This is a genomic window from Streptomyces mangrovi, from assembly GCF_900114215.1.
In the GTDB taxonomy this organism is placed as follows: domain Bacteria; phylum Actinomycetota; class Actinomycetes; order Streptomycetales; family Streptomycetaceae; genus Streptomyces; species Streptomyces barkulensis.
Map to the genome: position 1 here is coordinate 236,084 of NZ_FOSG01000003.1, position 21,603 is coordinate 257,686.

Below are 21,603 nucleotides of genomic sequence, written 5' to 3' on the forward strand. Positions count from 1 at the left end.
CCCGGCGCGGACTCACTCCGCGGCGGGGGCGCGTTCGCCCGCGGTGCGGGCGTCGACCTCGCGCCAGAAGCCCGCGCGGATCGCGTAGCGGTCCTGCTCGTCGATCTGGTCGTCCTTGTGCGCCAGCAGGCCGAAGCGGGCGGCGTAGCGCAGCAGCTCGCCGTCGATGCGGTGCGGGATGCGGGGGTACTCCCCCGACAGCGTCCTCAGACGGGCGGTGGACCCCAGCCGCTCGATCCAGCGGCGGGCGAAGACCTGGCCGACCTCGAAGGGGTCGCCGCTGACGGTGGTGATGTCCTCCTCGCGGTCGGCCCAGCGCTGCTCGGCGGTGGTGAGCTGGGCCAGCATCGGCAGGGCGGCGGCCTCGGTGGACTCGGGGGCGGCGCCCCGGTCGATCCAGCCCTTGTCGGAGGACCAGCGCAGGGTGGCGCCGGCGGGCGCGGAGGAGGCGTTGTGGGGGTGCGCGGCGGGCCTGCCGAGCCCGGCGAGGTCCTTGGGGGTGGGCACGCCCCGGCCGTGGCCGGTGTCGGCGGCCCGCCCCTCCCCTCCCGCGAGCCCTTCCCCGAGGTCTTCCGCGAGGCCGTCCCCGGGGCCGGCGGCGAGCCCCTCGGCGGGCTCCCGGGCCGTCTTCTCGCCGAACTCCCCGGCGACGGGGGCCGCGACACCGTTCCCGCCGGGGGCCGGGGCCGGTGCCGGGACCGGAGCGGCACCGCTCCCGGCACCTGCGGTGTCCACCGCGGGTGCCGTGCCCGCGGTGTCCGGCGCGGGGACGCCCGTACCGCCGGAGGCGGTGGCCGGGCCGCTCCCGCCGGAGGGGGCGGGCTCGGGCAGCGGGGCGGAGAGGATGGCGGCGATCTCGGGCTGCTGGGGCGGGCAGACCCCGGTCAGGTCCCTGGCCCGTACGGCGCGGGTGATCCAGGCGCGGTCCAGAACGCGCCGCTCGTCGGCCTCGGCCACCAGGTCCTCGGACTGGTTGTAGTCGCCGTCGGCCGCCTGGACCGCCCACAGGTGGACGGCCACGCCGTGCTCCTTGGCGGACATCAGCCCGGGCAGCAGGTCGCCGTCCCCGGTGACCAGCACGATGTCGGAGCAGGCGCGGTTGCGGGCCAGCTCCGTCAGCTCGGCGTGCATGGCGGCGTCCACGCCCTTCTGCGCCCACCGCCCCTCGCTGCGGGTGAGGGCACCGAGCCGTACCGTCACACGCGGCATCACCCGCAGCCGCCGGTGTTCGGGCTGGGGCACCCGGTCGGGGGCGCCGTCGAACCAGTAGATGCGCAGCAGCCGGCAGCCGGTGTCCAGCTCGGCGCGCTCGCGCAGCCCCTGGATGAGCACGGAGTGGTCCACGGTGATCCGGGAGCGCGCGGGCTCGCCCGCCAGGAGGCTCGCGGCGGCGCCCAGAAGGTATCCGGCGTCCACCAGGACGACGCAGCGGTCCACGCTCCACCCACTCTCGGTACGACCGGCACGACCGGTACGGCCGCCGGGGCCGGTGACGTCTGACGCGGCCGCGGCGCGTTCGCCCCGGCCCCGCTCCTTCGAGTCTGTTTCGAGTCTGCCCGACCGTACAGGGCTTATGGGCTCCGGCTCGATCTTCGGCGTGGCGGGAGGCGGTGTCCACCGTGCGGGAGGCACCGCTTTCCGACCGCTTTCCGACTGCTCTCCCACCGCTCTCCCACCGAAAAGGGGCGGCTACCGAGGGCTGTCGCCCGACATGCGCGCTGTGCGGACGCGTGCGACGCTGGGCGCGGCCCATCGTTTTGGGATCCGCACAGGAGGCGACCATGGGCAAGCACAAGAAGGAAGCTCGTGAGCGGCGCGGCGGGCGCACCACCGCCGAGGAGACGCAGGAGCAGTCGAGGACCACCGCCGAGCGGATGGCGCGGACACAGCCGGCCGCACCGGGCACCCCCGCCGACGTGGCACGCAAGCACCGCAGGCGCTTCGGCCACAACTGACACCGGCCGCCGCGCACGGCGGCGGTCACCGCACGGGGCGCCCCGGCAAGGACCGGGGCGTCCCGTCGCGTTTGCGGCCCGCCTCAGCCGGCCAGGCAGGAGGGGCCGAGCAGCGCCTTGAGGTCGCCGAAGAGCGCGGGGTCGGCGGTGACCCGGTGCCGGTCCAGGCGCAGCACCGTCGTCTTGCGGCCGCCCTGGAGTCTGACCCGCACCTCGGTGGAGCCGCGGTGGTGGGTGAGCACCTCCCCCAGCTTCTCCACCAGCGGCGGGGTGACCTTGACCGTGGGGATGGTGATGGTGACGGGCGCGTCGGAGGCGGCGTCCGACAGGTCGGGGACCATCAGCTCCATGGCGACCAGCCGGGGGATGTCCTCGCGCTTGTCCAGGCGCCCCTTGACGAAGACCACCGCGTCCTCCACGAGCTGGGTGGAGACGAGCTGGTAGGTGGCGGGGAAGAACATGCAGTCGATCGAGCCCGCCAGGTCCTCCACGGTGGCGATCGCCCAGGCGTTGCCCTGCTTGGTCATCTTCCGCTGGAGGCCGGAGATGATCCCGCCGATGGTGACGATCGAGCCGTCGGAGAAGTCACCGCCGGTGAGCTGGGAGATCGCCGCGTCCGTCTTGTCGGACAGTACGTGTTCGAGCCCGAACAGCGGGTGGTCGGAGACGTAGAGACCGAGCATCTCCCGCTCCTGGGCGAGCAGGTAGCTCTTGTCCCACTCCTCGGGGGAGAACTCCACGTCCATGCCGAAGCCGGGGCCGCTGTCGGAGGACTCCTCCCCCATCCCGCCGAAGAGGTCGAACTGTCCCTCGGCCTCCTTCCGCTTGACCTGCACCACGTTGTCGATCATGGTCTCGAAGTGCGCGGTCAGGCCCTTGCGGGTGTGGCCCAGCTCGTCGAAGGCGCCGGCCTTGATCAGCGACTCGACGGTGCGCTTGTTGCACACCACCGCGTCGACCTTGTCGAGGAAGTCGGGGAAGGAGGTGTACCTCCCCTTGGCCCTGCGGCAGGCGACGATGGAGTCCACCACGTTCTGGCCGACGTTGCGCACGGCCGTCAGCCCGAAGACGATCGTGTCGTCGCCGCGCGGGGTGAAGTTCGCCTCGGACTCGTTGACGTCCGGCGGCAGCACCTTGATGCCCATGCGGCGGCACTCGTTGAGGTAGACCGCCGACTTGTCCTTGTCGTCGCGCACCGAGGTCAGCAGGGCGGCCATGTACTCGGCCGGGTAGTTCGCCTTGAGGTAGGCCGTCCAGTAGGAGACCAGTCCGTACGCCGAGGAGTGCGCCTTGTTGAAGGCGTATCCGGCGAAGGGCACCAGCACGTCCCACACGGCCTGGATGGCCTCGTCGGAGTAGCCCTTCTCCCGGGCGCCCTTCTGGAAGTTGACGAACTCGGCGTCCAGGACCTCCTTCTTCTTCTTGCCCATCGCCCGGCGCAGCAGGTCGGCCTGTCCGAGGCTGTACCCGGCGAGCACCTGGGCGGCTTTTTGCACCTGCTCCTGGTAGACGATCAGGCCGTAGGTGATGTCGAGGACCTCCTTGAGAGGCTCCTCCAGCTCCGGGTGGATCGGGGTGATCTCCTGCTGCCCGTTCTTGCGCAGCGCGTAGTTGATGTGGGAGTTCATGCCCATCGGGCCGGGCCGGTACAGGGCCGAGACCGCGGAGATGTCCTCGAAGTTGTCGGGCTTCATCATGCGCAGCAGGGAGCGCATGGGGCCGCCGTCGAACTGGAAGACGCCCAGGGTGTCGCCGCGCTGGAGCAGCTCGAAGGTCTTGGGGTCGTCCAGTGTGAGGTCGAGCAGGGTGATGTCGACGCCCTTGTTGGCCTTCACCAGCTTGACGGCGTCGTCCATGATCGTGAGGTTGCGCAGGCCCAGGAAGTCCATCTTCAGCAAGCCGAGCGACTCGCAGGTGGGGTAGTCCCACTGGGTGACCACCGCGCCGTCGTTCTTGGGGCTGAAGACCGGCACGTGGTCGATCAGCGGCTCGCTCGACATGATCACGCCCGCGGCGTGCACGCCCATCTGCCGCACCAGGCCCTCGATGCCGCGCGCGGCGTCGATGACCTTCTTCACGTCCGGCTCGTTCTCGTACATCCCCCGGATCTCGCCCGCCTCGTTGTAGCGGGGGTGCTTGGGGTCGGTGATGCCCGACAGGGGGATGCCCTTGCCCAGGACGTCGGCGGGCATCGCCTTGGTGATGCGGTCGCCCATCGCGTACGGGTAGCCCAGCACCCGGGCGGAGTCCTTGATCGCGGCCTTCGCCTTGATGGTGCCGTAGGTGCCGATCTGGGCGACCTTGTCGGCGCCGTACTTCTCGGTCACGTAGCGGATGACCTCACCGCGCCTGCGCTCGTCGAAGTCGATGTCGACGTCGGGCATGGAGACGCGTTCGGGGTTGAGGAACCGCTCGAAGATCAGCCCGTGCTCGATCGGGTCGAGGTCGGTGATGCCCATGGCGTACGCCACGATCGAGCCGGCCGCGGAGCCTCGGCCGGGGCCGACGGCGATGCCGTTGTTCTTGGCCCACATGATGAAGTCGGCGACGACCAGGAAGTAGCCGGGGAACCCCATCTGGACGATGACGTCCATCTCGTAGTCGGCCTGCTGCTGCCGGTCCTCGGGGACGTTGCCGGAGTACCGGCGGGCCATGCCCCGGCGGACCTCCTCACGGAACCAGGACTCCTCGGTGTGGCCCTCGGGCACGGGGAAGCGGGGCATCAGGTCCCGCTTCTCGAACCACCCGTCGGTGTCGATCTGCTCGGCGACCAGGAGGGTGTTGCGGCAGCCCTCCTGCCAGGCGTCGGAGGAGTCGATGGCGTACATCTCCTCCGTGGACTTCAGGTAGTAGCCGGCGCCGTTGAACCGGAAGCGGTCGGGGTCGGAGAGGTTCTTGCCGGTCTGGATGCACAGCAGCGCGTCGTGCGCCTCGGCCTCGTGGGAGTAGGTGTAGTGGCTGTCGTTGGTGACCAGCGGGGGGATGCCCAGCTTCCTGCCGATCTCCAGCAGCCCGTCGCGGACCTGGCGCTCGATGTCGATGCCGTGGTCCATCAGCTCCAGGAAGTAGCGGTCCTTGCCGAAGATGTCCTGGTAGTCGGAGGCGGCCTTGAGCGCCTCGTCGAACTGGCCGAGCCGCAGCCTGGTCTGCACCTCGCCCGAGGGGCAGCCGGTGGAGGCGATCAGGCCCTCGGAGAACTCGGCGATCATCTCCCGGTCGGTCCTGGGCCACTTGACGAAGAAGCCCTCCATGTAGGCGTCCGAGGAGAGCCGGAAGAGGTTGTGCAGGCCCGCCCTGTTCGAGGCCCAGATCGTCTTGTGAGTGTAGCCGCCGGAGCCGGAGACGTCGTCGCGCTTCTGGTGGGGCTGGCCCCACTGGACGCGCCGCTTGTACCGCCGCGACTGCGGGGCGACGTAGGACTCGATGCCGATGATCGGCGTGACGCCGGCCTTGGTGGCGTGCTGGAAGAAGTCGTAGGCCCCGTGGAGGTTGCCGTGGTCGGTCATGGCGATGTGCGTCATGCCCATCTCCTGACACGCCTCGAACATGTCCTTCAGCCGCGCCGCACCGTCCAGCAGGGAGTACTGCGTGTGTACGTGCAGGTGTGTGAACGGCGGTTTGGCCACGGCGGATGTCCTCCAACAAGCGGGCGTGCGGCGGTTCCCTGAACGGGTCCGAAGTCTACGTCCCGGGGCCGGTGGGAGCCGCCGCCCGGCGGGTGCGCCGGGCCCCGCCGCGTGTCCCCGCCGGGCCGCCCCGCGCCGGGCCGCCGCCGCGCCCCCCGCGAGCCCTCACGGGATCCCGTGCGCCCCCGCCGTGAGATCCCCGGTGCCACACAGGTCACACCGCCCGCACCCGCGGCCGCGGGCATCGGTCGTGTTGCGATCCTCACCCGGCCCACGCTCTTTAGGCACTTCTTAGCGGAGCCCGTGGCACACTCGGCAGCGATGAGCAGGACCGGCTTCACCGACACAGGCATCCGGGCGGTGCGCGCCGCGGTCTTCACCGCTGTGTGCCTCGTGCTGTCCGCGGGCGCCCATGTGCTGCTCTCGGCCGGCCCCTTGCCGTATCCGCCGCTCCTGGCGGTCGGCGCGACGGTGTTCGTGATCGCCTTCGCCCTCGCCGGACGCGAGCGGGGCTTCCGGGCGATCGCCGCGCTGCTGGTGCCGCTGGAGCTGGCCGCCGACACCGTCTTCACCACCGGCCAGCACGCCTGCTACGGGCAGGCCGGCGGCCCGGTGGCCGGGCCGCTGCGCGCGGTCGGCCTGGACCTGCTGTGCGCGGGAGGCGACTTCGGCACCCCGCTGGCGCGGATGACCGCCTCCGACACGTCCCCGCTGCCCGTGGCCGCCCACCCGGCCGCCCCGTGGCTGCTGCTGGCCGCGCATGTGGCCGTCGGCCTGACGGCGGCCGCCTGGCTGCACCGGGGCGACGCGGCACTCTCCCGGCTGCTGCGCGCCGCCGCTGCGGCGGTCTTCCGGCCGCTGCTGCTGGCCGCGGACGCCCGGAGCGCGGCCGGCGAGTCCTGCGGCCGTGTGCCGCGCCCCGCCCACCGCACCCGCGCGCGCCGCGCGCTCCCTGTGCTGACCCACTCCGTGGTACGGCGCGGACCTCCGTGCTCCGCGGCCCTCGCCGCCTGAGCACCACCGTCCCCACCCATCACGTACCGGACACGGAGAACACACCCCCATGAGCAAGCGCAACAGCCAGGAAGCCAAGCGCGCCGCCCGCGAGCGGCTGCGGGCCGAGCGGGAGAAGCAGGCCAAGAAGGACAAGCTGCGCCGCCAGGCGATCGTCGGCGGCTCGGTGCTGGCGATCCTCGCGGTCGCGGGCGGCATCGGCTTCGCCGTCGCCAACATGGACGACGGCGGCAGTGACAAGTCCTGGGCCGACGCGGCGGACAAGAAGCTGGTGAAGCCGGCCAACTCCTCCGGGAAGAACGGCACGATCGTCCTCATCGGCGACAAGGACGCCAAGAAGACGATCGACGTCTACGAGGACATGCGCTGCCCCGCCTGCGCCAACTTCGAGCAGGCCCTGGGCGAGACGGTCAAGAAGGGCGCCGAGGACGGCAAGTACAAGCTGCAGATCCACCTCGGCAGCATCATCGACGGCAACTTCGGCGGCGACGGCTCCAAGAACGCCACCAGCGCCCTGGGCGCCGCGCTGGACGTGAGCACCGAGGCGTTCAGCGAGTACCACTCCCTGCTGTACTCGGCCGAGCACCACCCGCCGGAGAACGAGGACAAGTTCGCCGACAACGACTATCTACTGAAGGTCGCCGAGAACGTCGACGCGCTCAAGGACAACAAGGAGTTCGAGACGGCCGTCGAGAAGGGCACCTACGACAAGTGGGCGCTCGAGATGATCGACAGCTTCAACGAGGCCGGCGTCCAGGGCACCCCGACCGTCCGGATCGACGGCAAGGACGTCGAGGTCAGCAAGCTTCCCGCCGAACTGGAGAAGCTCGGCGTCAAGTGAGTCGGCCGACAGCCCGGCGGCACCCGTCGTGGTGCCGCCGGCGCCGGGCCGCACCGGGCCGCCGGTCCGCCGCGAGAGGCGGCGCACCGGCGGCCGCTCCGTCCGTACGGCGGTGCGGCGGTGCGGCGGTGCTGCGTGCCCCGGCACGGTGCCACCGGGCGCGGCCCGGTCCGGCTCACCGCGCTTTCAGGACAACACCGCTCGACCAGTGGGCGAACTCTTTCCGGCGCCCTGTCCCGTAGCCCTACCGGCACGTAACATCTGCGGCCGTGACCGACACCCACACCACATCCCACACCCCTGCCCCCACGCGGCGCACGGTCGTCGCGGCCACCGCCGCGACCGCCGCCGGCGCCACGCTGCTGCCGCTGAGCACCCCGCAGCGCGCCCGGGCCGCGGACGGCCCGGCCTTCGCCCACGGCGTCGCCTCCGGCGACCCACTGCCCGACGGCGTCCTGCTGTGGACCCGGGTCACCCCCACCCCCGACGCGACGCCCGGCTCCGGGCTGGGCGCGCCCGTGGAGGTCACCTGGGAGGTCGCCGAGGACCGCGCCTTCACCCGCGTCGTCGCCTCCGGCCGCACCACCGCCACCGCGGAGGCCGACCACACCGTCAAGGCCGATGTGCGCGGGCTGCGCCCGGCCACCGGGTACCACTACCGCTTCTCGGCCGGGGGCGTCCTCTCCCCCACAGGCCGCACCCGCACCGCGCCCGCCGACGGAACGGCCGCGGACCGCGTCCGCTTCGGGGTGGTCTCCTGCTCCCACTACGAGAGCGGCTTCTTCTCCGCCTACCGCCACCTCGCCGCCCGTGCCGACCTGGACGCCGTCCTCCACCTGGGCGACTACATCTACGAGTACGGCAAGGGCGAGTACCCGCTCAAGGACGGGGTCGTCCGCGAGATGCGCCCCGCCCACGAGACGGTCACCCTGGCCGACTACCGGCAGCGCCACGCCCACTACAAGGGCGACGCCGATCTCCAGTCGCTGCACGCCGCGCACCCAGTGATCGCGATCTGGGACGACCACGAGACGGCCAACGACGCCTGGTCCGGCGGTGCGGAGAACCACACCCCCGGCGCGGAGGGCGACTGGGAGGCGCGCGCCAGAGCCGCGCGCCGGGCGTACTTCGAGTGGATGCCCGTGCGCCCCTCCGTCGAGGGCACCGTCTACCGGCGGCTGCGCTTCGGTGACCTCGCCGACCTCCACCTGCTCGACCTGCGCTCCTTCCGCGACCGCCAGGCGGGCATCGGCAGCGGCGACGTGGACGACCCCGACCGCACCATCACCGGCCGCGCGCAGCTGGACTGGCTGAAGTCCTCCCTGGCCTCCTCCGGCGCCCGGTGGCATCTGGTGGGCACCTCGGTGATGATCTCCCCGATGGCCTTCGGCTCCGTGCCGGCGTACCTGCTCGGGCCGCTGGCCGAACTGCTCGGCGTGCCCCGCGAGGGCCTGGCCGTCAACGTCGACCAGTGGGACGGCTACACCGACGACCGCCGCGAGCTGCTGACGCATCTGCGCGACCGCGGCATCGGCAACACCGTCTTCCTCACCGGCGACATCCACATGGCCTTCGCCAACGACGTGCCCCTGCGGGCCGCGACCTATCCGCTCCAGCGGCCGGTCGCCACGGAGTTCGTGGTCACCTCCGTCACCTCCGACAACATCGACGACATCCTGAGGGTGCCGCCGCACACCGTCTCCTCCGTCGCGGAGACCGCCATACGCGCCGCCAACCGGCACACCAGATGGCTCGACATGGACTCGCACGGCTACGGCGTCCTCGACGTGGACTCCGAGCGGACCCAGATGGACTACTACGCGCTGTCGGACAAGACCGACCCGCGGGCGTCCGCCGTCCATGTGCGCTCCTACCGGACCCGCTCGGGCACACAGCGGGTGGAGCGCGCGGAGGACCCCGTGCGCTGACCCCGCCGTGTGCGGGAGGCCCCGGGGCCCGGGGCCTCCCGCACACGGTCCGGCGGCCGGTGGGGTCAGCGGCTCGCCGGCTCCTCCAGCTCAGCCAGGAAGCCGAGTGCGGTCCGCCAGGTCCGCTCGGCCGCCTCCTCGTCGTGGTCCGGCAGGCCGGGGTCGGTGAACAGGTGCCCGGCCCCGGGGTAGCGGTGCACCTCTACGTCCGCGCCCGCCCGCCGCATCCGCAGGTACCAGGCGTTCAGCCAGTCGTGCGGCTCGAACGGGTCGGGGTCGGCCACGTGGAGCTGCACGGGCAGGTCGTCGACGGCCGCGTCCTCGGAAATGTCGGAGGTGCCGTGCAGGAGCAGCAGTCCGCGGGCACGGGTGTCGGCGAGCGCGAGGTTCTGGGCGATCGCACCGCCCAGGGAGAACCCGGCGTACACCACCCCGCGCTCGGAGAGCGGGGCGGTGGCGGCGACGGCCCTCCTCAGCAGTTCGTCGCGGCCGATCCCGTCCTTGATCGCCATACTCTCCTCGACCGTCCGGGCCGTCCGTCCGCCGTACAGGTCGGGGGTGTGGACCTCGTGCCCGGCCTCCCTCAGCCTGACGGCCGCCTCCTCGACGGCGGGGCGCGGCCCGTAGGCGGAGTGGAACATCACAACGGTGGGCACGGTGTCACTTCCTTAGCAGGTCATCCTCATGATCCACGTCACGGCGCCGCGCCGGGAGGCGGAGTCCTCCCATGGTGCCAGGTACGGTCGGTGGGGTCCTTTTTCCATCCCCAGGAGTCCTGACGAGGAGTTCACACCACCATGGAGAACGTGCTGCGACCGCTGATCGTCTTCGGCGGCGCCATCGCCCTGGCGTTCGCCGTCGGCTGGGCGGTGGACCGCGCGCTGCGGCGCATGGACGCCCGGCATCCGGAGACTCCGCTGTGGGGTCTGCTGCGCAGCGGCCGGGTCCCGCTTCAGGCGGTGGTCTTCGTCGGTCTGCTCAACGCCTTCTCGGACGAGACGCACCTGGCCAGGGACCACCAGAAGGCCGTCGACCTGTGGCTGAACCTGATAATGATCGGGGCCGCCGCGTGGCTGATGCTGCGTGTGCTGACCGCCGTCGTGGAGACGGCCTACTCCCGGTACGCCGGAATCGCCCATGACGCGGCACGGGTGCGGCGGGTGCGCACCCAGCTGACGCTGATCAAGCGGCTGGCCACGGCGGTGGTCACCGTGATCGCCGGCGCGGCGATGCTGCTGCAGTTCCCCGCGATGGAGAAGCTGGGCGCCTCCATGCTGGCCTCCGCCGGTGTGCTGGGCATCGTCGCCGGTATCGCCGCCCAGTCCACGCTGGGCAATCTCTTCGCCGGCCTGCAGATCGCCTTCGGCGACATGGTGCGCATCGGCGACACGGTGATCGTGGACGGCGAGTGGGGGACGGTGGAGGAGATCACCACCTCCTACCTGGTGGTCCTCACCTGGGACGAGCGCAGGATCACCATGCCGGTGTCCTACTTCACCAGCAAGCCCTTCGAGAACTGGACCCGCGGCAACCCGCAGATGACCGGCACCGTCTACCTCCACCTGGACCACTCGGCGCCGATCGCCGAGATCCGGCGGAAGACCGAGGAGCTCGTGCGTGCCAGCGACGCCTGGGACGGCCGCAGCCACGGCCTGGTGGTGACCGACTCCACGCCCACCACGGTCGAGGTCCGCGCGACGATGACGGCGCGCACCCCCGACGACATCTGGACGCTGCGCTGCGAGGTCCGCGAAGGGCTGATCACCTGGCTCCACCGGGAGCACCCCTACGCCCTGCCCCGCGTCACCACCGCGCAGGCGGCCCCGGCCCCGGTCTTCGAGCCGGGACCGGAGCGGGAGGAGACGGGCGTGGACGGCCGGGCGAACGGCGGACGGCCGGGGATACCGGACGCGCGCAAGCCCGGCTGAGACACGGGCCGACCCGGCACGGGTCCGCGGGGCCGCGGTGTACGCCTCGGACGTACGCCGCGGGCCCGCGGCGTACGTGCTACGCGCTCTCGGCCCGGATCCGGTCCAGGGCGGTCTGCAGGTCGTCGGGGTAGTCGCTGGAGAACTCCGTCCAGCGGCCGTCCGCCGGGTGCTCGAAGCCCAGTCGTACCGCGTGCAGCCACTGCCGGGTCAGTCCCAGGCGCCTGGCCAGCGTCGGATCGGCTCCGTAGGTGGTGTCGCCGACGCACGGGTGCCGGTGGGCGGCCATGTGGACGCGGATCTGGTGGGTGCGGCCGGTCTCCAGCTTGATGTCGAGCAGACTGGCGGCCCGGAACGCCTCGACGAGGTCGTAGTGGGTGACCGACGGCTTGCCGTCGGCGGTGACGGCCCACTTGTAGTCGTGGACGGGGTGCCGCCCGATGGGCGCGTCGATCGTGCCGCTGAGCGGGTCGGGGTGGCCCTGGACGAGCGCGTGGTAGCGCTTGTCGACCGTTCGCTCGCGGAACTGCTGTTTGAGCAGGGTGTAGGCGCGCTCGGACTTGGCGACCACCATCAGGCCGGACGTGCCCACGTCCAGCCGGTGCACGATGCCCTGCCGCTCGGCCGCGCCCGAGGTGGAGACGCGGAAGCCGGCGGCGGCCAGCCCGCCGATCACGGTGGGGCCGCTCCAGCCGGGGCTGGGATGGGCGGCCACGCCGATCGGCTTGGCGACGACCACGATGTCGTCGTCGTCGTGCACGATCTCCATGCCCGCCACGGGCTCGGCCACCACCTTCACCGGTGCGGGCGGCGCGGGCATCTCGACCTCGATCCAGGCTCCGCCGCGCACCCGCTCGGACTTGCCGACCTCGCCGCCGTCGAGCCGGACCTTCCCCGTGGCGGCCAGCTCGGCCGCCTTCGTACGGGAGAAGCCGAACATCCTGGCCAGGGCCGCGTCTATGCGCTCGCCCTCCAGGCCGTCGGGTACGGGCAGGGTGCGGATCTCGGGAAGCTGGCTCACCCGGTCGAGTATGCCGGAAGCGCGCGGCGCCCCCGCCCGGCGGGCGGGGGCGCGCATCCGGTGGGGCTCTCCCGGCGGGCCGGGGGAGGCCCGCCGCGGCCGGCTCCGGTCAGTCCTTGTGGACGGTCCCGTCGGGGTCCAGGCCCCGGAAGGACAGCAGCACGATCAGTACCCCGCCGCAGACGATCGCCGAGTCGGCCAGGTTGAAGACGGCGAAGTGGGCGGGCGCGATGAAGTCCACCACATGGCCCTGGAAGACCCCGGGCGAGCGGAAGACCCGGTCGGTGAGGTTGCCCAGGGCCCCGCCCAGCAGCAGTCCGAGCGCGATGGCCCAGGGAGTGCTGTAGAGCTTGCGGGCGATCCGCGCGATCACCACGATCACGGCCGCCGCGATGACGGTGAAGACGATGGTGAGGGCCTCGCCGATACCGAAGGCCGCGCCCGGGTTGCGCACGGCCTGGAACCGCAGCCAGGTGCCGATCACCTCGATCGGGTCGTGGCCCTCCAGCTTCTCGACCACGAGAATCTTGGTGATCAGGTCCAGGGCGTAGGCGACGGCCGCCACGATGGCGAGTTCCACGGTCCGCCGCCGGCCGCGGGGGGCCGGCACATCGTCGCTCCCGGGTCCGCCGCCGGCCTCGGCCGCGGCCCGGCCGGCGGCTGTGTCCACGGTCTCGGTCTCGGTCTGCGCCTCGCCCGGCTGCTCGCCGGCCCGTTCCACCTCTGTCACGTGATGCAGGGTACGTCACACCAGGGTGGCGGCGGGCGGCAGCGGGCGGCAGCGGTCAGCGGCGTTCCTGCCGCTGTTTGCACTCGACACAGAGCGTGGCCCGGGGGAACGCCTGCATCCGCGCCTTGCCGATGGGCTTGCCGCAGTTCTCGCAGACGCCGTACGTCCCGGCCTCCAGGCGGTCCAGGGCGCGCTCGGTCTGGTAGAGCATCTCGCGGGCGTTCTCCGCCAGGGCCATCTCGTGCTCGCGCGTGATGTTCTTCGTCCCCGTGTCGGCCTGGTCGTCCCCGGCCCCGTCGGCCGAGTCCCGCATCAGGCCGTCGAGGGCCTCCTCCGCGGCGTGGATCTCCACCCGCAGCCGCTCGGACTCCGAGGACAGCTCCGCGCGCGCCTCCTCCACCTCCTGCGCGGTCCAGGGCTCCTCTCCGGGCCGTACGACCAGCTCGTCGGGGGCGGCGGTGGCCGCGGCCGTACGCGCCGGGGGGACCGGGGCGGCGTGCCCGGCGGCCCGCGCTCCCGTCGTGGACTTCTTGGCAACCACCGTCTCGGCTCCTGTCTTCCTGCCGGCCGCCCTTGCGGCGCCCGTGCTCGCCGCCGCCCTCTTCGCGGCGGACTTCCCTCCGGAGTTCTTCTTCCCGGTACTCGCGGTGTCCCCGGCGCTCGCGGCGGTTTCGGGGGCTTCGGCGCTCTCGGGGTGCTCGGGGTTCTCGGCGGGCTCCCGCGCGGCTCGTGCCCTCCTCGCTGCGGACTCCCTCGCCACCATGGCCGCGACCCCTTCACATATTGTGATCCTATGTATGAATCGTGACCGGAACGATAAATCGGCACCGATCGTGCGGCAACAGGGCACGCCGGTCCGCTCCCGCTTCCCGGGGTGCGGCGCCGCGCCCTCGCGAAGCGTTCTGCCCTGCACCGCGGACCGAAAACCGGTCAGCCCCCATTGGGGGCACCCTTACACTTGGGCTGAGCGAGAGGCGTCGAAGGGGACGAGTAGCGTCCGTATGCGGCCACGAGCGACCCGGGGACGGTGTGAGCCCGGGGGCGAGCGCGGCGTGAAGATCACCCCGGAGCCGCCGGAGGAAAGCCCCCGCGCACACGCGGCCACAGCACGCGGCGCGACGGGCGGCGAGTAGAACCGGCATCGCCGCACCAATGAGAGGGCGGTGGACACGTACCCGCGTACGCGTCCGGCGCCAAGGAGGGTGGTACCGCGGGCACCGGCGCCGACTGGCGACGGTCTCGTCCCTCCGGCGGAAGTCACCACGTCCGTTGGAGGAAGCTCACCATGAGCCCGCAGCCCCCGCCCCGGTACCGTCCGGTGCCCGCCCAGGTCGATCTCCCCGCCCTGGAGCGCGCCGTGCTGGACTTCTGGCACGAGAACAAGGTCTTCGCCCGCAGCCTGGAGCAGTCCGAGGGCCGCCCCGAGTGGGTGTTCTACGAGGGCCCGCCGACCGCGAACGGCATGCCCGGCGCCCACCACATCGAGGCCCGGGTCTTCAAGGACGTCTTCCCCCGCTTCCGTACCATGCGCGGCTACCACGTGGCGCGCAAGGCCGGCTGGGACTGCCACGGCCTGCCCGTGGAGCTGGCGGTGGAGAAGGAGCTGGGCTTCAACGGCAAGCAGGACATCGAGGCCTACGGCATCGCTGAGTTCAACGCCAAGTGCCGCGAGTCGGTGACCCGGCACACCGACGCGTTCGCCGAGCTGACGACCCGGATGGGCTACTGGGTCGACATGGACGACGCCTACCGGACGATGGACCCGGGCTACATCGAGTCCGTGTGGTGGTCGCTGAAGGAGATCTTCGGCAAGGGCCTGCTCGTCCAGGACCACCGCGTGGCGCCCTGGTGCCCGCGCTGCGGCACCGGCCTGTCCGACCACGAGCTGGCGCAGGGCTACGAGACCGTCGTGGACCCCTCGGTCTACGTCCGCTTCCCGCTGACCTCCGGCCCGCTGGCCGGCGAGGCCTCGCTGCTGGTGTGGACGACCACGCCCTGGACGCTGGTGTCCAACACCGCCGTGGCCGCCCACCCCGACGTCACCTACGTGGTGGCCACCGACGGCGCCGAGAAGCTGGTGGTGGCCGAGCCGCTGCTGGCCAAGGCGCTGGGCGAGCGCTGGAGCGCGACCGGGCAGACCTTCACCGGCCGCGAGATGGAGCGCTGGGCCTACCGCCGCCCGTTCGACCTGGTGGAGATCGAGGGCGCCCACTTCGTCCTGAACGCCGAGTACGTCACCACCGAGGACGGCACCGGTCTGGTCCACCAGTCCCCCGCCTTCGGCGAGGACGACCTGCTCACCTGCCGGGCCTACGGGCTTCCGGTGGTCAACCCCGTCCGGCCCGACGGCACCTTCGAGGAGGGCCTGGAGCTGGTCGGCGGGCAGTTCTTCAAGAAGGCCGACGAAGCGCTGGTCGCCGACCTCGACGCCCGTGGCCTGCTCTTCCGCCACCTGCCCTACGAGCACAGCTACCCGCACTGCTGGCGCTGCCACACCGCGCTGCTCTACTACGCCCAGCCGTCCTGGTACATCCGCACCACCGCGATCAAGGACGAGCTGCTGCGGGAGAACGAGCGGACCAACTGGTTCCCGGAGTCGGTCAAGCACGGCCGCTACGGCGACTGGCTGGACAACAACATCGACTGGGCGCTGTCCCGCAACCGCTACTGGGGCACCCCGCTGCCCATCTGGCGCTGCGAGGAGGGCCATCTCACCTGCGTCGGCTCGCTGGCGGAGCTGTCGGAACTGACCGGCACCGACCAGTCCGGCCTGGACCCGCACCGCCCGTACATCGACGACGTCGTCTTCGGCTGCACCGCCGAGGGCTGCTCGCTGACGGCCGTCCGCGTCCCGGAGGTCATCGACGCCTGGTACGACTCGGGCTCGATGCCCTTCGCACAGTGGGGCTACCCGTACCGCAACAAGGACGTCTTCGAGAAGCGCTACCCGGCGCAGTTCATCTCCGAGGCCATCGACCAGACCCGCGGCTGGTTCTACACCCTGATGGCGGTCGGCACGCTCGTCTTCGACCGCTCCTCCTACGAGAACGTCGTCTGCCTGGGCCACATCCTCGCCGAGGACGGCCGGAAGATGTCCAAGCACCTGGGCAACATCCTGGAGCCCATCCCGCTGATGGACCGGCACGGCGCGGACGCGGTGCGCTGGTTCATGGCCGCCGGCGGCTCCCCGTGGAGCGCGCGGCGCGTCGGGCACGGCACGATCCAGGAGGTCGTCCGCAAGACCCTGCTGACCTACTGGAACACCGTCGCCTTCCAGGCCCTGTACGCCCGCACCTCGAGCTGGGCGCCGTCCGGGTCCGACCCGGCCCCCGCCGAGCGCCCGCTGCTGGACCGCTGGCTGCTCAGCGAACTGCACGCCCTGGTCGACCAGTGCACCCAGGCCATGGAGGCCTACGACACCCAGCGCACCGGCAAGCTGCTGTCCACCTTCGTGGACGATCTGTCCAACTGGTACGTGCGCCGCTCCCGGCGCCGCTTCTGGCAGGGTGACGCGGCGGCGCTGCGCACCCTGCACGACGTGCTGGAGACCGTCACCCGGCTGATGGCCCCGCTGGTGCCGTTCATCACCGAGCGGGTCTGGCAGGACCTGGTCGTCCCCGTCGCTCCCGGTGCGCCGGACTCCGTGCATCTGGCCGACTGGCCCGAGGCCGATCTGTCCGCCGTCGACCCGGATCTGTCCCGCGACATGCTGCTGGTGCGACGGCTGGTGGAGCTGGGCCGGGCCACGCGCGCGGAGTCGGGGGTCAAGACCCGGCAGCCGCTGTCCCGTGCGCTGCTGGCGGCTCAGGGTTTCGAGCTGCTCAGCGACGACCTGCGCGAGCAGATCGCCGAGGAGCTGAACGTCACCTCGCTCGCCTCCCTGTCCGAGGTCGGCGGCTCTCTGGTGGACACCACCGCCAAGGCCAACTTCCGGGCGCTGGGCCGGCGGTTCGGCAAGCGCACCCAGCCGGTCGCCAAGGCCATCGTCGAGGCGGACGCGGCGGCCCTGTCGGCGGCGCTGCGCGCCGGTACGGCGGCGGTGGAGGTCGACGGCGAGACCATCGCGCTCTCCCCGGAGGAGGTCATCATCACCGAGACCCCGCGCGAGGGCTGGTCGGTGGCCTCCGACACCGGCGCCACGGTCGCCCTGGACCTGGAGATCACCCCGGAGTTGCGGCGGGCGGGACTCGCCCGTGACGCGATCCGGCTGGTCCAGGAGGCGCGCAAGAACAGCGGCCTGGACGTCGCCGACCGGATCGCCCTGCGGTGGCGGTCGGACGACGAGGAGGTCGCCCGCGCACTGGCCGAGCACCAGTCCCTGATCGCGGACGAGGTCCTGGCGACGGACTACGCGGAGGGTGCGGGAGACGAGTCCTTCGGGGAACCGTTCGAGGACGAGTCGCTGTCCCTGGTGTTCCGGCTGCGCCGCGTGTGACCGCCCGGCCGTAGCCGGTGCCCCGGACCGCCTGCCGGCCCGGGGCACCGGTGCGCCGGGCCGCCGGGGTCCGGTCCGGACGGAGAAGCCGGACGAGACGGAAACACCAGAGGGCCGGGCCCGGGATCTTCGATCCCGGGCCCGGCCCTCTGCGATATGCCGATCCGATTCGCCCGCCGCCTACCGCGGCTGCGTCAGTTGTCGTCCTCGTCGATGAGGAAGCCGCGCATCGGCGAGGGCGCCTGCTGCATCGGCTGCGGACCCTGCGGCCGTACGGGGGCCATCGGCTGGGTCATCGCCGGGGACATCTGCTGCTGCCCGCCGTAGGTCTGACCACCGCCCTGGTTGTGGCCGCCGTGGCCGCCGTGACCGCCGCCAGGGCCGCCCATGGACTGATGGCCGCCCATGGTGCCGCCGCCCGGTGCGCCCGCCGATGCCATCGAGGGGGACGGCGGCAGCGAGGCCGTGGCCGGGGTGCGCGGCGGGGCCAGGGAGTCGTCGGCCTGGTTCTCCAGCTGGCGGAGCTGGCTCTCCAGGTACGACTTCAGGCGGGTGCGGTACTCACGCTCGAAGCCGCGCAGATCCTCGACCTTGCGCTCCAGCGTGGCGCGGGCGGACTCCAGCGAGCCCATCGCGACGCGGTGCTTCTCCTGTGCGTCCCGCTCCAGCGCGTCGGCCTTGGCACGGGCGTCCCGTTCCAGGCCCTCGGCGCGGCTGCGCGCCTCGCCGACGATCTTGTTGGCCTCCGAACGGGCCTCCGCGATCGCCTGGTCCGCGGTCTGCTGAGCCAGCGACAGCACGCGGGCCGCGCTGTCGCCGCCCGGCCCCTGGCCCTGGCCCTGGCCCTGTTGGTGCATGCCCGGACCACCGGGACCACCGGGACCACCGTGGCCGCCCATCGGGCCGGGACCACCCGGGCCGCCCGGACCGCCGGGGCCCATCGGACCGGGACCCATCGGACCGCCCTGCGGGCCGTGCCCGCCGGGACCTGCCGGCAGCTGCGGCGCACCGCCGGGCAGCTGGGGCGGACCGCCCATCTGCCCCGGCGGGACCGGCTGCGGTCCTGATATGGCGGCGGGGACGGGACCCGGCCGTTCCTGCTGCTGCTGGGGCTCGGGTTTGCGCATGCCCTGCTGCTGGTTCTGCGCGGCGGCCCGCGTCGCGGCGGCCAGCTTGGCGCGCAGATCCTCGTTCTCCCGGAGCAGACGCGTCAGTTCGGCCTCGACCTCGTCGAGGAAGGCATCGACCTCGTCCTCGTCGTAGCCCTCTCGCAGGCGGACGGTTGTGAACTGCTTGTTCCGCACGTCCTCGGGGGTCAGCGGCATCTCTTCACCTCAACGTAAGTCATCGGCATATCGGCAAGACCGTATCGCTCACAGCCTGGCCACGACACTGATCAGGATGTAGACGATGATCATCAGTACGAAGAAGGACAGGTCGAGCGCCACGCCCCCGAAGCGCAGCGGCGGTATGAACCTCCGCAGCAGCTTGAGTGGCGGATCAGTGACAGTGTAGGTGGCCTCCAGGACGACCACCATCGCCTTGCCGGGCTGCCATGAGCGGGCGAACATGAAGACGTAGTCCATCACCAGGCGGAAGATCAGTACGACCAGGAAGACCTGCAGCACAATGAGGACCACCTGCTGTACGACGCCCATCGTGCGCTTCCCTCTCCCCTTTGGTCGCGTCCGGCCCGTCGGCCGTCCCGTCCGGTTGCACTGACTCTCAGCTCTGGTTGAAGAACCCGCCCTCTGCGATGCGGGCCTTGTCCTCCGCCGTGACATCGACGTTAGCAGGAGACAGGAGGAAGACCTTCTGTGTCACCCGCTCGATACTCCCATGGAGACCGAACACCAGACCTGCCGCGAAGTCGACCAGACGCTTCGCGTCCGTGTCGTCCATCTCGGTCAGATTCATGATCACCGGAGTGCCCTCCCGGAAGTGTTCCCCGATGGTACGGGCTTCGTTGTACGTCCGGGGGTGCAGTGTGGTGATCCGGTAGGGCTCCCTCTCGGACACGACCTTGGGCATGATCACCGGCGCGTTCTTCTCCAGGTTCTGGCGTTCGGGTGTGATGGATGACACGGGGGCAATCCTCCCGTGCCGTCCGTTTTCGGCGGCGAGCGCAGGAGCCCGCTCCCGCTCCCGGTGGGCAGGGGGGTGGACGACCCGCACCGGCTCCTCGGGCTCCTGCTCCCCGTCGGACTTCGCCACGGGGGCTGCCACAGGCTGGTGCGCCTGGTGCCGCCGGTCCCTGTCGGGCTCCGACTCGGGCTCGAACTCGTCGTCGGGGTCGAACCCCGGGCCGTCGTATCCATCGTCCTCCACGAGGCCGAGGTAGACCGCCATCTTGCGCATCGCGCCGGCCATTCTCTGCGTCCTCCGCTCTGTGGTGGTTCCCCGGCCATCGGCGGGGAGGCCCCGTCTCCTGCCTGCGGCGGGGAGACCCCATTCTGCCTCCGGTGCCTCCGACGGGGAGGCCCCCAAACCCAAGACTCCGTCACCGGTGCCCCTGAGCCCACGCGGTCATCCACACTGGGCGGGAATGACCATATTTTCTGCTGTGGTCCGACTTGTTTGGCGACGTTACCGGAGCCCGGGTCGTACTCCGAGTACCGCACTGCCGATACGCACATGTGTCGCCCCGGCCGCCACCGCCTCCTCCAGGTCCCCGCTCATCCCCGCCGAGACCATGTCCGCGGCGGGGTGGTTCGCCCGCAGGGCGGCCGAGATCTCCCCCAGCCGCTCGAAAGCGGCTCCCGGTCTTCCGGCGTACGGTCCGGACAGAGGTGCGACCGTCATCACACCCGCGAGCCGGAGGCCGGGGGCGGCGGCCACCTCCTCGGCCAACTCCCCCACCTCCTCCGGCGCCACGCCGCCGCGCCCGCCGGCCGCACCCGCCTCCCGGTCGAGCGCGATCTGCAGCAGGCAGCCGATCCGCCGGCCCTCGCGCTCGGCGGCCGAGGAGAGCGCGCCGACCAGCCGGGGCCGGTCGACCGAGTGCACGAAGTCGGCGTAGCGGGCGACGGACCGGACCTTGTTGGTCTGCAACTGCCCCACGAAGTGCCAGGTGAGGGGAAGGTCCGCACAGGTCTCGGCCTTGGGCGCCGCCTCCTGGTCCCGGTTCTCCGCCACATGCCGCACCCCGAGCCCGGCCAGCAGCCGCACATCGTCGGCGGGGCGGGTCTTGGTGACGACGACCAGGGTCACGTCCTCGCGCGCGCGCCCCGCGGTGACACAAGCGCGGGTGATGCGCTCCTCCACCCGGGCGAGGTTCGCGGCCAGTTCGGCTCCGCGGTCCGCGCTGTGGCCGGCGCCGTGGTCCGCGCCGTGGTCGGTTCTGCGATCTGTCACGCGGCGGCCTCCCCGTCAGCCTCTTCCGCCCCGTCGGCGGGAGCCTCCAGCCATACGTAACCGGCCAGCCGCCCGGTGGTCCTCTCCCGGCGGTACGAGTAGTGGTCCGGGGACTCCATCGTGCAGACCTGCCGCGCCGGCGGCTCCGGCACACCGAGGCGGGCCAGTTGGGCGCGTACCCCGGCCGCGACGTCGACCGCCGGGGTGCCCCGCCTCGTGGTGGCGTACGCCTCGGGCACCGCGGCCGCGACCTCCTCGCGCATCCGTTCCGGCACCTCGTAGCAGCCCCCGCACACCGAGGGGCCGATGCGGACGGCCGTGCGGGCCGGGTCCGCGCCGAGAGACCCCATCGCCTCGACCACCGCCGGAACGACCCCGGCGACCAGCCCGGGCCGCCCGGCGTGCGCGGCTCCCACCACTCCCGCGACGGGGTCGGCGAGGAGCACGGGGACGCAGTCGGCGGTCAGCACGGCCAGGGCCAGGCCCCGACGGGCGGTCACGACCGCGTCCACGCACGGCGCGTCGCCGCCGCGCCACGGCCCGGTGACGACGGCCGCGTCGCGCCCGTGCACCTGGTTCATCCAGACCACCGCGGCCGGGTCGAGGCCGAGCGTCCTCGCCGCCAGTTCCCGGTTGGTCCTCACGGCGCCGGGGTCGTCCCCGACCGCGCCGCCGAGGTTGAGTTCGCCATACGGAGCGGCGCTCACCCCGCCCCACCTGTCGGTGGTGGCGAAGTGCGCGCCGCTGACGATGTCGTGCTGTCCTATCACG

17 protein-coding genes are annotated in these 21,603 nt (G+C 71.9%); 6 read left to right on the forward strand and 11 right to left on the reverse strand.

The features are described from left to right. Positions 1-12 precede the first annotated feature (12 nt). A complete protein-coding gene (locus BM237_RS29160; RefSeq protein ID WP_175540896.1) occupies positions 13-1,437 on the reverse strand; it encodes an NYN domain-containing protein in 1,425 nt (474 codons plus the stop codon). 344 nt (positions 1,438-1,781) lie between these two features. Between BM237_RS29160 and BM237_RS29165 the strand changes: the two genes are divergently transcribed. Next, a complete protein-coding gene (locus BM237_RS29165; RefSeq protein WP_175540897.1) occupies positions 1,782-1,955 on the forward strand; it encodes a hypothetical protein in 174 nt (57 codons plus the stop codon). A gap of 83 nt (positions 1,956-2,038) precedes the next feature. Here BM237_RS29165 and dnaE read toward each other — a convergent pair whose 3' ends face one another. Next, positions 2,039-5,581 (reverse strand): DNA polymerase III subunit alpha, encoded by a 3,543-nt coding sequence (gene dnaE, locus BM237_RS05760; RefSeq protein WP_093848405.1) that lies wholly within the window; start codon positions 5,579-5,581, stop codon positions 2,039-2,041. 321 nt (positions 5,582-5,902) lie between these two features. Here dnaE and BM237_RS05765 point away from each other — a divergent pair, with 321 nt between their 5' ends. From BM237_RS05765 to BM237_RS05775, 3 genes are all read left to right on the forward strand, one after another. Then, positions 5,903-6,595 carry a hypothetical protein gene (locus tag BM237_RS05765; RefSeq protein ID WP_175540898.1) on the forward strand — a complete coding sequence of 231 codons (693 nt, stop codon included), beginning with the start codon at positions 5,903-5,905 and terminating at the stop codon, positions 6,593-6,595. Positions 6,596-6,644: 49 nt separating this feature from the next. Next, positions 6,645-7,436, forward strand: a complete 792-nt coding sequence (locus BM237_RS05770; protein WP_093848406.1) for a DsbA family protein — start codon at positions 6,645-6,647, stop codon at positions 7,434-7,436. A gap of 269 nt (positions 7,437-7,705) precedes the next feature. After that, positions 7,706-9,364: an alkaline phosphatase D family protein gene (locus tag BM237_RS05775; RefSeq protein WP_093848407.1), complete on the forward strand. Its 1,659-nt coding sequence runs from the start codon at positions 7,706-7,708 to the stop codon at positions 9,362-9,364. A 65-nt stretch (positions 9,365-9,429) separates the two neighbouring features. On the opposite strand, the gene BM237_RS05780 is transcribed toward BM237_RS05775, so the two are convergent. Continuing rightward, entirely contained in the window at positions 9,430-10,020 is a 591-nt protein-coding gene (locus tag BM237_RS05780; RefSeq protein WP_281253898.1) for a dienelactone hydrolase family protein, read from the reverse strand. 141 nt (positions 10,021-10,161) lie between these two features. On the opposite strand from BM237_RS05780, the gene BM237_RS05785 reads away from it, so the two are divergent. Beyond that, positions 10,162-11,292, forward strand: a complete 1,131-nt coding sequence (locus BM237_RS05785; protein WP_093848409.1) for a mechanosensitive ion channel family protein — start codon at positions 10,162-10,164, stop codon at positions 11,290-11,292. Between the two features lie 79 nt (positions 11,293-11,371). Here BM237_RS05785 and BM237_RS05790 read toward each other — a convergent pair whose 3' ends face one another. The 3 genes from BM237_RS05790 to BM237_RS05800 form a co-directional block, all read right to left on the reverse strand. After that, a complete protein-coding gene (locus tag BM237_RS05790) occupies positions 11,372-12,313 on the reverse strand; it encodes an RluA family pseudouridine synthase (protein WP_093848563.1) in 942 nt (313 codons plus the stop codon). A gap of 109 nt (positions 12,314-12,422) precedes the next feature. Continuing rightward, a complete protein-coding gene (gene lspA, locus BM237_RS05795) occupies positions 12,423-13,043 on the reverse strand; it encodes a signal peptidase II (protein WP_245793427.1) in 621 nt (206 codons plus the stop codon). Between the two features lie 55 nt (positions 13,044-13,098). Continuing rightward, positions 13,099-13,806, reverse strand: a complete 708-nt coding sequence (locus BM237_RS05800; RefSeq protein ID WP_093848410.1) for a TraR/DksA family transcriptional regulator — start codon at positions 13,804-13,806, stop codon at positions 13,099-13,101. A 522-nt stretch (positions 13,807-14,328) separates the two neighbouring features. On the opposite strand from BM237_RS05800, the gene ileS reads away from it, so the two are divergent. Continuing rightward, positions 14,329-17,478 carry an isoleucine--tRNA ligase gene (ileS, locus tag BM237_RS05810; protein WP_093848411.1) on the forward strand — a complete coding sequence of 1,050 codons (3,150 nt, stop codon included), beginning with the start codon at positions 14,329-14,331 and terminating at the stop codon, positions 17,476-17,478. 194 nt (positions 17,479-17,672) lie between these two features. On the opposite strand, the gene BM237_RS05815 is transcribed toward ileS, so the two are convergent. The 5 genes from BM237_RS05815 to pgeF all read right to left on the reverse strand — a co-directional run bounded on the left by BM237_RS05815 (position 17,673) and on the right by pgeF (position 21,602). Next, positions 17,673-18,803 carry a DivIVA domain-containing protein gene (locus BM237_RS05815; RefSeq protein ID WP_093848412.1) on the reverse strand — a complete coding sequence of 377 codons (1,131 nt, stop codon included), beginning with the start codon at positions 18,801-18,803 and terminating at the stop codon, positions 17,673-17,675. 48 nt (positions 18,804-18,851) lie between these two features. Next, on the reverse strand, positions 18,852-19,136 hold the full coding sequence (locus tag BM237_RS05820) for a YggT family protein (protein ID WP_093655225.1): 285 nt from the start codon (positions 19,134-19,136) through the stop codon (positions 18,852-18,854). Positions 19,137-19,203: 67 nt separating this feature from the next. After that, entirely contained in the window at positions 19,204-19,848 is a 645-nt protein-coding gene (locus BM237_RS05825; protein WP_093848413.1) for a cell division protein SepF, read from the reverse strand. A gap of 216 nt (positions 19,849-20,064) precedes the next feature. Next, positions 20,065-20,832, reverse strand: coding sequence for a YggS family pyridoxal phosphate-dependent enzyme (locus BM237_RS05830; protein ID WP_093848414.1), 768 nt, complete (start codon positions 20,830-20,832; stop codon positions 20,065-20,067). Continuing rightward, entirely contained in the window at positions 20,829-21,602 is a 774-nt protein-coding gene (gene pgeF / locus BM237_RS05835; RefSeq protein ID WP_093848415.1) for a peptidoglycan editing factor PgeF, read from the reverse strand. The genes BM237_RS05830 and pgeF overlap by 4 nt, the downstream gene beginning before the upstream one ends. Position 21,603 lies beyond the last annotated feature (1 nt).